Source organism: Candidatus Poriferisodalis sp., from assembly GCF_965204125.1.
GTDB lineage: Bacteria > Actinomycetota > Acidimicrobiia > Acidimicrobiales > Poriferisodalaceae > Poriferisodalis.
On the sequence record NZ_OZ241968.1, the window covers coordinates 1,565,112 to 1,577,830 of the forward strand.

Consider the following 12,719-nt stretch of genomic DNA (forward strand, 5'->3'; position numbering starts at 1 on the left):
CGAGACGGTGATCCCGATCGTGACACCGGCTGAGATGGCAGCAATTGACGCGGCTGCGCCCGAAGGCACCGATGTGCTCGTCGCGCGTGCCGGCGCGGCCGTCGCTATCGCAGCCCGACGGATGATGGGCGGCACCTACGGGCGCCGGGTGCTCGTGGCCGCCGGCAAGGGCAACAACGGCGCAGACGGGCGGGTCGCAGCGGCGGCGCTGGAGCGATGGGGCGTGCGCTGCCGAGTCGTGACGCCACCCGAGGCGCTGGAGCTCGTCGGCAGGGCCAATTCCGAGAGGCTGAGCCGGCAGGCGAAGCCGTGGCCTGAGCGGCCCGTGAGCGCAGCGAACAAGAGCGGGAAACGAGAGGCAACGAAACCGGAAGGTTCACCAATCCGCGCAGGCTCGAAGATGCCCACGTCGGCGGCATGGGACCTCGTCATCGATGCGGCGTACGGAACCGGGCTGCGCGGATCGTGGGGTGCGGATCGAGCACCGGCAGCACCCGTGCTGGCGGTCGACATCCCCTCCGGCATCGACGCGCTGACCGGTGAGGACCACGGTTGCTGGCCTGCGGCATTGACTGTGACCTTCGGGGCGCTGAAGCCGGGCCTGTTGCTGCACCCCGGGGCGGCTGCCGCTGGCGAGGTGGAGCTCGCCCCGATCGGGCTCGACGCCAGCGGGGCGGCGTCGTGGCTCGTGACCGATGCCGATGCAGATGCCGCGTTGCCAGCCGCTGAGCCGGCAGCGCACAAGTGGCGCCGGGCGGTGCGGGTCATTGCGGGCTCGCCCCAGATGCGCGGCGCCGGACATCTCGTGTGCGCGGCCGCCCAGCAAGCGGGCGCCGGGATGGTGGTAGCGAGCTCCCCGGGCGTGCGAGCGGCCGATGTCGCTCGACCGGCCGAGGCGGTGGCGCGCGACCTCCGGCCAGGGGAGTGGGCCGGGCCCGCGCTCGACGGAATCAAACGCTTCGACGCAGCCATCATCGGACCGGGTATCGGCACCGACCCCACCGCCATGGCCCAGGCAGCCCGCTTCATTGCCGACTGTCCGGTGCCGTTGGTCGTCGATGCCGACGGCCTCACGGCACTCGCGGACCATCCTGAGTGCCTGTATGAGCGCACCGCGCCGACCGTTCTCACACCCCATGACGGGGAGTTCGCCAAGCTCACGGGCAGCCCACCCGCGGCTGATCGGTTCGATGCTGTGAGCCGGGCAGCGGAAGAATTCAATGTCGTTGTCCTGCTGAAGGGACCGACGACGCTGGTGGCCGCCCGAGCTGCTCCAGAGGCTGACACGACTGTCGTGCTGGCGGCCGCTGCTGGCACCGCCCGCTTGGCGACCGCTGGATCGGGCGACGTGCTCTCGGGGATGATCGCTGCGGTCCTGTCCGCCGGTGCGACCGAACCTGGTGCCGTGCTGTTGCAGACCGCCGCCGCTGCGCACTGGCACGGCCGCACCGCCACCTTCGGCGGTCACGGTGCTGTCGCAGCTCTCACGCCGCTGACTGCGATGCACCAGGTCGAGCTGTTGGGGACAGTGCGAGCTGGCCTCGCTGCCTCCGGTGCCGAAATGAGCGGCACATGACTGACGCATCGCAGATGCGGCTGCGGGAACCAGACGCGTCAGAGATGCGGCTGCGGGAACCAGACGCGTCAGAGATGCGTCCTACCTGGTGCGACATTGATCTCGACGCGCTCGACCGCAACCTGGCAGCGATCCGCCGACACGTCGCCGGGGCTGAGGTGGTGCCGGTGGTCAAGGCCAACGCCTACGGCCACGGCATCGCGCGGATCGGGCTGGCGCTGCAGGCTGCCGGAGTGTCGTGCGTGAGCGTCGCCTATGTCGAGGAGGCGCTGGCACTGCGCAGCGCCGGACTGACTATCGACATCCACGTCCTCGGCGGCGCCGTCGAGCGCCAGATTCCCCTCTTCCTTGCCCACGACCTGATCCTCACGGCGCCGTCGATTGACAAGCTGCGCCAGATCGACGATGCGGCCGTCGCCGCAGGCACCACCGCCCGGGCGCATCTCAAGATCGACACAGGCATGGAGCGCATCGGCGTTCACCACTACAACGCCGAGGGGCTGTTCGCCGAATCGCTCCGCTGCCGCTCGGTGCGCGTCGAGGGCGTGTTCAGCCACTTCGCCAACGCCGACAGCGGTGATCTGTCCGATGCGCGCAGGCAGCTCGACTACTTCAGCGAGGCACTGAGCTTCTACGAGCGCCATTCGCTGCCCACGCCCGTCCGGCACATGGCGGCTTCCGCTGCCATTGCCCGTCTGCCCGAGGCTCACCTCGACCGTGTCCGCCCGGGCATCGTGCTGTACGGCGTGGCTCCCAAACCCGAGATCGCAGCCGCCCTGCCGACCGAACCGGTGCTGAGCTGGCACAGCGAGGTCGTTTACTTCAAGGTGGTACCCCGCGGAGCATCTGTCGGTTACGGCAGCACGTGGACCGCAGACCGCCAGACCCGGGTGATCACCCTGCCCGTCGGGTACGCCGACGGCTACGCCCGCTCGCTGGGCACGGGCCCGCAGCAGGGGCCGGCACAGGGACCGGCAAACGTACTCATCGACGGAGCGCCGCACCCCGTGGTGGGCCATGTCTGCATGGATCAGACGATGGTCAACATCGGCGATGGCAGCGCCTACAACGGCGACCGGGTCACCCTCGTCGGCCGCCAGGGCGACGAGCGTGTCACCATCACCGATCTGGCCGATTGGTGCGGTCGCAGTCCCTACGAAGTGCTCACTGGAATCTCGCTGCGCGTCCCCCGCGTCTACCGCCGTGCAGAGGCGCTGGGCTGCGGCTCGGCACGCTAGACAAGCTCCGTCATGCGGTTCCGCACCACGAGCGCCGACGGGACGCGAGCTGTCGCAGCGGCACTCGCCCCGCTCTTGCGTCCTGGCGATGTCCTGCTGCTGTCGGGCGACCTGGGCGCTGGCAAGACGGTGTTCACGCAGGGGCTGGCGGCAGCACTCGGGGTCGCCGAGCCGGTGACCAGCCCCACCTTCACGCTGGCGCAGAGCTACCAGGGCCGCATGCGGTTGCACCACCTCGACGTGTACCGGCTGGAGAATCTCGGCGAGGTGCTCGACTTGGACCTGCCCGAGCTGCTCGACGACGACGCGGTGGTGTGCGTGGAGTGGGGCGAGGTGGTGATCGGCGAGCTGCCTCGCGACTTCCTGCAAGTACGCATCAGGCTTGCCGACCCCGGCGAATCGCCCGACATCCGCATCTTCGAGGCCGACCTCGTGGGTCCGAGCTGGCACGCCCGCGCCGATTCGCTCGCCGCAGCATGGCACTTCGCCGACAGCTTCCCGGTGCCGCCGTGCTAGTTCACCGCTGCGCGGAGGCAGCGCAGTGCTAGTGCCCGACTGCGCGGAGGCAGCGCAGTGCTAGTTCTCGGCATCGAGACTGCGACGCCCCAAGTCGGCGTGGCCATCGGCGGGCACGAAGGCATCATCGCCTCGTTCCACACCACCCGCGACCGGCGCCACGCCGAGACGCTCGCGCCGGCCATCCGGTTCCTCTGCGAGCAGGCGCAGATGAAGCTGTCGCAGATCGGCCTGGTGGCCGTCGATGTCGGCCCCGGCCTGTTCACCGGTTTGCGGGTGGGTTTGGCGACCGCGAAGTCCATTGCGCATGCCTGCCGCGTCCCGATGATCGGCGTCTCCAGCCTCGACCTCACGGCATTCCCGGCGCGCTTCAGCGATCGGCTCATCGTCTCCACCGTCGATGCTCGCCGGGGCGAGATCTTCTACGCCACGTACCGGCGGGCGCCCGGGGGCATCCAGCTCATGAGCCCGCCCGCCGTCGATCAGCCCGCCGATGTCGCCGCGCAGCTGATGGCAACGGGTGCGGAGACGCTGATCGTGGGCGACGGTGCCGAGCGCTATGCGGAGGTGCTGGGCGGTGTGCGCGGCGCGGAGATAGGCCGGGAGGGGCTGCGCCATCCCAACGCCGGTGCCCTGGTGGAGCTGGCGCACGCCCGAGCGCTGCGCGAAGAGTTCGTCAGCCCATCCGAGATCTCGCCGATGTACCTGCGCGCCCCCGACGCTCGCATCAATTGGCAGCAGCGGGAGCGATCGTGAGTACAGCGCATACAGCGGCGGCCCCTGCAGGCCGGCGGCGTGCTCCGGCTGCGCCTGGCCCAGCGCCCGTCATCGTCCCGATGCGCCGCAAGCATCTGCGCGAGATCCGTCGCATCGACAAGCTGGTGTACCCGAGGCCCTGGTCGATGGCCCTGTACCTGGACGAATTGCAGCGGGGCGGCGAGCGGGTGTACCGCGTGGCCTGCACGCCGGGCCCCGACGGCCGACCCGCCGGCGTCATCGGCTACGGCGGCTTCATGATCGTGGCCGGTGAGGGGCACATCACCTCCGTGGCGGTGCATCCCCACTGCCAGGGTCACCGCGTGGGCGCACGGCTGATGCTGGAGCTGCACCGCGAGGCCCGACGCATCGATGGGCTGGAAGCGCTGACGCTGGAGGTGCGTTCCTCCAACACTGCGGCCCAGCGCCTCTACCGCTGGTTCGGCTATGCGCCCGTCGGCAGCCGCAAGAACTATTACCGGGGCGGCCCTGGCGGAAAGCGAGAGGACGCATTGGTGATGTGGTGCCACGACATCGGCAGCGACGAGCACAGCACACGGTTGGATGGCATTGCGGCCAGCATGGGGGTGCAATGACGACCATCCTCGGCATCGAGACTTCCTGCGATGAGACGGCCGCAGCGGTCGTGGACGACGGCCGCGACGTGCGCTCCAGCATCGTCAGCAGCCAGGTGGATCTCCATGCCCGCTACGGCGGCGTGGTTCCCGAGATCGCGGGCCGCGCCCACGAAGCCCTCATCACGCCCGTCGTGGCCGAGGCGCTGGTGGAGGCCGGCGCCGCCGACAGCGACATCGACGTCGTGGCGGCTACCTGCGGTCCCGGATTGGTGGGCAGCCTGCTGGTGGGGGTGGCCGCTGCCAAGGCGCTGGCGCTCGTGTGGGACGTTCCCTACATCGGCATCAACCACCACGAAGCCCACCTGTACGCGGCGCTGCTCGATGAGCACGACGCCGAAGTGCAGTTCCCGCTGGTCACCCTGCTGGTCTCGGGCGGACACACGATGCTGATCTCGTTCGAGGGCCACGGCCGCTACCGCCTGCTGGGTGCCACCCGTGACGATGCCGCCGGGGAGGCCTTCGACAAGGTGGCCCGCTACCTGGGGCTCGGTTACCCGGGCGGTCCCGTCATCGACCGGCTGGCGTCCGAGGGCGATCCCACCACGGTACCGCTCACCAGGGCCATGCTCGACGACGGCTACGACTTCTCGTTCTCGGGCATCAAGACGGCGGTCATCAACTGGGTTCGAGCCCACCCCGAGGTCGCCACTGCCGACGTTGCGGCGTCGTTCCAGGCCTGCGTGACCGACGTGCTCACCCACAAAGCCCGCAAGGCGGCCCGCGAGATTTCAGCAGCGGGCATCTGCCTGGCCGGCGGCGTGGCGGCCAACAGCGCATTACGGGAGCGAACGCTCGACATCTGCATGGAAGACGGCATCAACGCCTACCTGCCGAGCCGGGCCATGTGCACCGACAACGCCGCAATGATCGCCGCGACGGCCTGGTACCGGTTGGCCAGCGATGGTCCTTCCAACCTCGACGGCGGCGCCGATCCCAACCTGCGCATCGACTTCCTTAACTAACGTCCAAGTCCTCAACCGCTACCCGGCAAGTGCGGCAATGGGGCTATTCGGAGTCCTCGAGACCGAACTCGGCCAAGACCCTGTCGATGGTGTTTTGACGAGTCAGCTTGCAGGCCGTGTTCTGATTGGCAAACAATCCCGGTTCCCAAAACGCCTCGCCGAAGTCGCGGGTGGCCATCCATTTGACCGGGACCACCATCTCGACGGCATCTTCATCCTCCGAGGCCGCGGCATTCAGGAAATGCGAGTGGATGTCAGGCTGCTCGATGAGTGCCTCTTCTTCGCCCCTGACGATCACGGTCGCCTCGCCGATCGGCCTCATTTCACCGGTCACTTCACCGACGCCAACATATCCGCAACCCGCCACATGGGCGAAAACGCGATGTCCTCGCTCAAGATGCCGCAGGGGTTTCCAATAGCGTTTGCCGCTGCCGCCGTTCAGAAAGCCATACCGGCGCGCCAATAACCAGCGCTTGTCGTCTTCACGGCTCCCGAGCACGGCGTAGTAGTCCCGACCGTTCCATGGGCGGCTCTTGCTGCGCACCTTGCGGTTGGGACGATTCTCGGCGACCTGCTGGTCCAATAGCCATGTCCGCGCCAAGTACTCGTTGTCATTGTGGGCGAAGTGACGGAAGAACACTGCGTTGATCGGAACTTCGTACGTTTCGGCCAGAAACTCAACGATGCGATCTGATGCATCGTCCAGCTTCGAGGCCACGATGGTGAACTGCTGGTCGGCGTTGACCACATCGGGCAGCGCTTGGCCGAATTGATCGGCAAATGCCGCGTCGAGCGACTCCGCGCCGGAGACCTCACCGGGGTTCCGGTCAGTGCTGAGTTTGTGGGCATCAAAGATGTCCTGCAGTTCCTGCAGGCCCAAGTTCGCAGCCCATGAGCCGTAGTCGAGTACTTGTGCGACGGTGTCTCGCGGTGTCTGGTCGCGCTTCAGCTCCAGTACGTGAACACGGCCTTCATCGTCCAGTGCCAGCAGGTCGATGCGACCACCGAACGACGTGGGCACCTGCCGCCCGATAATGAGAAGTTCCGTTCCCAACATGGTCGGGTCATCGATGAGCAGCGTCTCCAAGCGCTCTTCTGAATCCAGCGCGGAAGACCCAAGCAGCACGGGTCCGCTGTTGCTCATGTGCCACACCGCCAGTTCCACTGACATCGCTGCCTCCCTGGCCACATGCCCCGGTCACTGTCCCAGCCAGCTGAGCCTAAGAGACAGTGCGGAATGTGCGCATCCTCGCCGCGCCGCTCACCGTTCTTGCACGTGTTGCCCTCATTCGCGCGGTTGGACTCATGGACCCATCGGCTCTCGACGGTGGTGCGGGTCCAGGCCCGTCAAAGGACTTCGTGGATTGAGCCAATGTGGCGAGCGAGCGTCGTGTCGATCACCCGCTGCCGGGAAGCACATAGTGCGAGCCACGCTTGGAGCCGCGAAGTTCAAGCTGTCCGTGTGCGACCAGGTTTCGAAGCACGGCTACCGCTTCGGATCGAGAGAGGCCCATGAATTCGCGTACTGCAGCATTAGTGATCGGACCCGAATTGGCCATGTCCACGATGGCGGCCTGCAGGCTGGCGCGGTCCAAGCCAACCCACGCAGGACGTCGAAGCCCAGGCGCGATGTAGTACCGGGTGCCACGACGCTCGCCGTCTTGGATGAGGAAGCCTGCATCGCGCAGCCGCTGCAAACTCTGGCGTGCCGTTGAACTATCAGCGTTGAGCAGCGACCTGACGCTGGCGTTCGAGAGCTCGACTCCTCGAGCCGCCTCGATGAGCACACGTCGATCCTCAGGTTGCAAGACGGTTCGCTGCTCAAGTTCACGCGCCCACGCACGTTCCTCGGGTGAGACCGGGCTTTCGATCGGCAGCCGTACCGCGATGTGTCCAGAGGGATCTTCGGCGAAGGTGGGCTCTGCTCGAAGATCTTCAGCCATTTCCTCAAGGATCACCCGCACACCTCGGCCTGCGTCCTCCGCGAGACCGAACGCACGCAGCGCTTGGATAATGCGCCGATTGCGTGCAGCATGCGCATGGCGCAGGTTCTCGCTCGTCACCGGCGCAACAAATCCTCCTGGGGACTTCACCGACACCTCGTGAGGTGTCACTCGTACTTCGACCGCGGATCCTGCGAGCTGATAGTCGCGGTGAGCGACGGCATTGGCGATCACCTCCCTCAGCGCCCTCACCGGGAGGCGTCGAAGTTCGTGACGCTTGCGTCCGAGTACGACGAGATCGAAACCCAGTTCGTTGTCGATCCATGCAGTTGCCTCGTCGACCTGCTGGGCCGGGGTGCCTGCAAACGACTTGCGAAGGTCGTGTTCTCCGTCAGGGTTGGGAAAGCGAAAGACCTCGACGAAGCACTTGCCGAATTCGTTCGAAGCCTGCGGCACCAAGAAGAGCGCCCCGGCCTTGGTTAGCACTGGCTCGCCGGCCTGACGTACGAGCATTCCTCGCTCTTCGAGCGCGTCAGCCAAGCTGGAACCGTCGAGGTCTGCATCGACGTCGAGAGCCTCGCAAAGCTGTCTGAGCAGGTCCGGGTCGGCCTCGGCGATTGACCACTCCGAGGGGCTGTTGTCGAAGCTGTCGTGTGTGCGCTCTGTTACCAATTCGACGAGAGCTGCCCCTGTCAATGGAAGGTTCTGCTTGCCTCTGCGAACCAGCGCGGCACCGTCCGATGTCTGCGCCAGCCCTTGCATCCGTCGCTCGATCGACAGGACGGTGATCAGCACGGTCCCGACAGTCAGCGAGCGGATCTTGATCGGGCCGGGTGATTCGATGTCGTTGATGATCTCCCACAGCGTTTTTTCCAGACCGGCATCCAGCGGTTTGCCTGTGGGCTGGCCGCTGTCATCGACGCCGAGCAGCAGGACACCACCGTCGGCGTTGGAAAATGCGACGATTGCCCGCTGGATCTCCTTGCGGCTGACGCCTGCCTTCCATTCCACGTAGTTGTTCTCGTTCGGAAACTCTGTTCTGAATTGCTCGGTCGTCATCAACAGTTGCTGTGTCTGCCTGCTGGGATGAAATGACGGATATGAACGATTTGTCATTGAGACGAACTTATCTCACCGATCTTGTTATAAGCAACATAATTTTCAATTGTGTTTGCAGAAGGTTGTGGCTGGTCCCGAGGGCTCGTATCGTTAGCACTCGCCCGGTGAGAGTGCTAAGTGCCGCCGGGCAGTTCCATGACACGCCCCCAGACAGGGCACAGCGCCACAGGAGGCACTTCCGACCATGAACCTGAAGCCACTTGAGGACCGCATCGTCGTGCGTCCGAGCGACGCGGAGGAGACCACGGCCAGCGGCCTGGTCATCCCCGACACCGCCAAGGAAAAGCCCCAGCAGGGCGAGGTACTTGCGGTCGGCCCCGGCAAGCGTTCCGACCAGTCGGGCGAGATCATCCAGATGGATGTCGGCGTCGGCGACACCGTCGTGTACAGCAAGTACGGCGGCACCGAGATCACCGTGGCCGGCGAGGACCTGCTCATCCTGAGCGCCCGCGACGTCCTGGCCATCGTGGCCTGACGCTGAGCGCGCCGAGGGGAAAGAGAACAAACACATGCCCAAGATCCTGAAGTTCAGCGAGGAGGCCCGGCGTGGCCTCGAAGCTGGCGTCAACAAACTGGCCGATGCGGTCAAGGTGACCCTGGGGCCCAAGGGCCGCAATGTCGTGCTCGAGAAGTCATTCGGGGCACCCACGATCACCAACGACGGCGTGAGCATCGCCCGCGAGATCGAGCTGGACGACCCGTTCGAGAACATGGGCGCTCAGCTCGTCAAGGAAGTGGCCACCAAGACCAACGACGTCGCCGGCGACGGCACCACCACCGCCACCGTGCTGGCTCAGGCCATGGTCCGTGAGGGCCTGCGCAACGTGGCCGCCGGTGCCAACCCGATGGAGCTCAAGCGGGGCATCGAGACCGCTGTGGCTGCCGCTGTCGACGAGATGGTCGACATGTCGACCGACGTCTCCGATGACAAGGACAAGATCGCCAGCGTCGCCGGGATCTCCTCGGCCGATACCACGATCGGCGAGACGCTTGCCGAGGCGTTCGACAAGGTCGGCAAGGACGGCGTCATCTCGGTGGAGGAATCCAACACGTTCGGCGTCGACCTCGAATTCACCGAGGGCATGCAGTTCGACAAGGGCTTCCTGTCGCCGTACTTCGTGACCGACCCCGACCGCCAGGAAGCTGTCTTCGACGACCCGTACCTGCTGTTCGTGAACGGCAAGATCGGCGCGGTCGCCGAGATGGTGCCGGTGCTCGAGAAGGTCATGCAGACCGGCAAGGGCTTGGTGATCATCGCCGAGGACGTCGAGGGCGAGGCGCTGGCCACGCTCGTGGTCAACAAGATCCGCGGCACGTTCTCATCGGCAGCCGTGAAGGCGCCTGGCTTCGGCGAGCGACGCAAGGCGATGCTGGCCGACATGGCGATCCTGACCGGCGGCGAGGTCATCTCCGAAGAGGTCGGCCTGAAGCTCGACAACACCACTCTCGACCTGCTGGGCACCGCCCGCAAGGTGATCATCACCAAGGACGAGACCACGATCGTGGAGGGCGGCGGCGACAGCGGCGACGTCGACGGGCGTGTGGTTCAGATCAAGCGCGAGATCGACGACACCGACTCCGACTGGGATCGCGAGAAGCTGCAGGAGCGGCTGGCGAAGCTGGCCGGCGGCGTGGCGGTGATCCAGGTCGGCGCGGCCACCGAGGTCGAGCTGAAGGAGAAGAAGCACCGCATCGAGGACGCGGTGTCGGCCACCCGTGCTGCGATCGAAGAGGGCATCGTGCCCGGCGGCGGCACTGCGCTGCTGCGGGCTCGGGCTGCTGTGGCAGCGCTCGATCTCGACGGCGACGAGGCCACCGGGGCTCGCATGGTGCATCGTGCACTGGAAGGCCCCAGCCGCCAGATCGCGCAGAACGCCGGCTACGAGGGCGCTGTCATCGTGCAGCAGATCGAGCAGGCCGACGGCAACACGGGCTTCAATGCCGACACCGGCAAGTTCGAGGACCTGGTGTCGGCCGGCGTCATCGACCCGGCCAAGGTCACCCGTGCGGCGCTGCAGAACGCAGCGTCGATCGCGGCGCTGCTGCTCACCACCGAAACCCTGGTGACCGACAAGCCCGAAGATCCGGATCCCGCCGCCGCGGCTGCGGCTGCTGCTGCCATGGGCGGCGGCATGGGTGGCATGCCGGGGATGATGTAGCTCCCGCTCCACCTCCTCCCTAACAAGCGCAGGGCCGGCGTTCGCGCCGGCTCTGTGTCGTTGCCGGGCGGTACCCGGCTGCCAAAACCCGCAATGCCGCTAGGACCCAACGGTACCCTCATACCTTTCCCCAACTCGGCGCAGCTGCGGCCCATGTCCACTCACTCTCCGGCGGCCGCCGCGGCCGCCCACCCAACGGTCTTGGTGGTGGACTTCGGCGCGCAGTATGCGCAGTTGATCGCCCGGCGGGTGCGCGAGGCGCAGGTCTATTCCGAGATCGTTTCCCACACGGCCACTGCCGCCGAGCTCGCCGAGCGCTCGCCCGCGGCGATCATCTTCAGCGGCGGGCCGGCATCGGTACATGTGGAAGACGCCCCGGGCATCGATCCCGGCGTGTACGAGATGGGCGTGCCGATCCTGGGCATCTGCTACGGGTCGCAGCTGCTGGCGCGCGACCTCGGCGGGCAGGTGGACCGCAGCGGCCGCGGCGAGTACGGGCGCACCACCATGACGCACGCTGGCGTGCCCTCCGAACTGCTCGGGGAATCCGGCGAGGGCGTCGGCTCCAGCGAGCCCGTGTGGATGTCGCACTTCGACGCGGTGGTCGAGCCGCCCGACGGCTTCACGGTCACGGCGTCCACTGCCGACAGCCCCGCTGCGGTCATCGAAGACCCGCAGCGCCGCTTCTTCGGCGTGCAGCATCACCCCGAAGTGGCGCACACGCCGGGAGGGCAGGCCCAGCTCGAGCGGTTCCTCCACGGCATCTGCGGGATCAACTCCGAGTGGACGATGGCCAACGTCATCACCGAGAGCATCGAGGCCATCCGTGCCCAGGTGGGCGGCGCACGAGCCATCTGCGGGCTCTCGGGCGGGGTGGACAGCGCCGTGGCCGCCGCGCTGACACAGCGAGCGATCGGCAACCAGCTCACCTGCGTGTTCGTCGACACGGGGCTCATGCGTGCCGGCGAGGGCGAGCAGGTCACCGACACATTCCGGCGCACACAGGGCATCGAGTTGATCCACGAGCGGGCCGCTGACGAGTTCTTCGAGGCGCTGGCGGGAGTGATCGATCCCGAGGACAAGCGCAAGATCATCGGCGAGAAGTTCGTGCGCATCTTCGAGCGCGCCGCCGGCGGCATCACCGACGCCCGCTTCCTGGTGCAGGGAACGCTGTACCCCGACGTGATCGAGTCGGGCTCGCCCACCGCGGCGAAGATCAAGAGCCACCACAACGTGGGCGGGCTGCCCGAAGACATGACCTTTGAGCTGGTGGAGCCGCTGAGGAGCCTGTTCAAGGACGAGGTGCGGGCCGTCGGCACCGAGCTGGGCCTGCCGCCCGAGATCGTGCAGCGCCAGCCGTTCCCCGGGCCGGGCCTGGGCGTCCGGATCGTGGGCGAGGTCACGCCCGAAGCCGTCGAGACGGTGCGAGCGGCCGACGTCATCGTGCGCGACGAGATTACGAAGGCCGGTCTCGACGGCGAGGTCTGGCAGGGGTTCGCCGTGCTGGCCGACATCCGCAGCGTCGGCGTGATGGGCGACGAGCGCACCTATGCCCGCCCGATCATCGTGCGCGCGGTCACCAGCGAGGACGCCATGACTGCCGACTGGGCCCGCCTGCCCCACGACCTGCTCGAGTTGATCTCGTCACGGATCGTCAACGAAGTGCCCGGCGTGAACCGGGTCGTCTACGACATCACCTCCAAACCCCCCGGCACCATCGAATGGGAATAGGCGAATGGGAATAGGCGGAGGTTCACAGCACAGCCGCAACTACCTTGGCCCCACAGCCGCGGCCGGGCCGCGGAAAGCGTG

11 protein-coding genes are annotated in these 12,719 nt (G+C 66.8%); 9 read left to right on the forward strand and 2 right to left on the reverse strand.

Going from position 1 to position 12,719, the window contains the following annotated elements; all coding sequences use genetic code 11:
- Positions 1–7 precede the first annotated feature (7 nt).
- Genes ACOGXD_RS07455 through tsaD form a run of 6 tightly spaced genes read left to right on the forward strand, consistent with a single transcriptional unit; the run spans position 8 to position 5,686 of the window.
- Complete coding sequence (locus tag ACOGXD_RS07455; RefSeq protein WP_419917216.1) at positions 8–1,576, forward strand: NAD(P)H-hydrate dehydratase; 1,569 nt, start codon at positions 8–10, stop codon at positions 1,574–1,576.
- A complete protein-coding gene (alr, locus tag ACOGXD_RS07460) occupies positions 1,573–2,814 on the forward strand; it encodes an alanine racemase (RefSeq protein WP_419917217.1) in 1,242 nt (413 codons plus the stop codon). The genes ACOGXD_RS07455 and alr overlap by 4 nt, the downstream gene beginning before the upstream one ends.
- 12 nt (positions 2,815–2,826) lie before the next feature.
- Positions 2,827–3,330: a tRNA (adenosine(37)-N6)-threonylcarbamoyltransferase complex ATPase subunit type 1 TsaE gene (tsaE, locus tag ACOGXD_RS07465; protein WP_419917218.1), complete on the forward strand. Its 504-nt coding sequence runs from the start codon at positions 2,827–2,829 to the stop codon at positions 3,328–3,330.
- 57 nt (positions 3,331–3,387) lie between these two features.
- Positions 3,388–4,086, forward strand: a complete 699-nt coding sequence (tsaB, locus tag ACOGXD_RS07470; RefSeq protein ID WP_419917219.1) for a tRNA (adenosine(37)-N6)-threonylcarbamoyltransferase complex dimerization subunit type 1 TsaB — start codon at positions 3,388–3,390, stop codon at positions 4,084–4,086.
- Entirely contained in the window at positions 4,083–4,682 is a 600-nt protein-coding gene (gene rimI, locus ACOGXD_RS07475; protein WP_419917220.1) for a ribosomal protein S18-alanine N-acetyltransferase, read from the forward strand. Before tsaB ends, rimI begins: the two co-directional genes overlap by 4 nt.
- Complete coding sequence (gene tsaD / locus ACOGXD_RS07480) at positions 4,679–5,686, forward strand: tRNA (adenosine(37)-N6)-threonylcarbamoyltransferase complex transferase subunit TsaD (protein ID WP_419917221.1); 1,008 nt, start codon at positions 4,679–4,681, stop codon at positions 5,684–5,686. Before rimI ends, tsaD begins: the two co-directional genes overlap by 4 nt.
- 43 nt (positions 5,687–5,729) lie before the next feature.
- Here tsaD and ACOGXD_RS07485 read toward each other — a convergent pair whose 3' ends face one another.
- Together ACOGXD_RS07485 and ACOGXD_RS07490 are read right to left on the reverse strand one after the other, a co-directional pair.
- Positions 5,730–6,857, reverse strand: a complete 1,128-nt coding sequence (locus ACOGXD_RS07485) for a hypothetical protein (RefSeq protein WP_419917222.1) — start codon at positions 6,855–6,857, stop codon at positions 5,730–5,732.
- Between the two features lie 226 nt (positions 6,858–7,083).
- Positions 7,084–8,688, reverse strand: a complete 1,605-nt coding sequence (locus ACOGXD_RS07490) for an ATP-binding protein (RefSeq protein ID WP_419917223.1) — start codon at positions 8,686–8,688, stop codon at positions 7,084–7,086.
- A gap of 244 nt (positions 8,689–8,932) precedes the next feature.
- Here ACOGXD_RS07490 and groES point away from each other — a divergent pair, with 244 nt between their 5' ends.
- The 3 genes from groES to guaA all read left to right on the forward strand — a co-directional run bounded on the left by groES (position 8,933) and on the right by guaA (position 12,638).
- Complete coding sequence (gene groES / locus ACOGXD_RS07495) at positions 8,933–9,223, forward strand: co-chaperone GroES (RefSeq protein ID WP_419863559.1); 291 nt, start codon at positions 8,933–8,935, stop codon at positions 9,221–9,223.
- Between the two features lie 34 nt (positions 9,224–9,257).
- Complete coding sequence (gene groL, locus ACOGXD_RS07500) at positions 9,258–10,907, forward strand: chaperonin GroEL (RefSeq protein WP_419917224.1); 1,650 nt, start codon at positions 9,258–9,260, stop codon at positions 10,905–10,907.
- A 153-nt stretch (positions 10,908–11,060) separates the two neighbouring features.
- Positions 11,061–12,638, forward strand: a complete 1,578-nt coding sequence (gene guaA / locus ACOGXD_RS07505) for a glutamine-hydrolyzing GMP synthase (protein WP_419917225.1) — start codon at positions 11,061–11,063, stop codon at positions 12,636–12,638.
- Positions 12,639–12,719 lie beyond the last annotated feature (81 nt).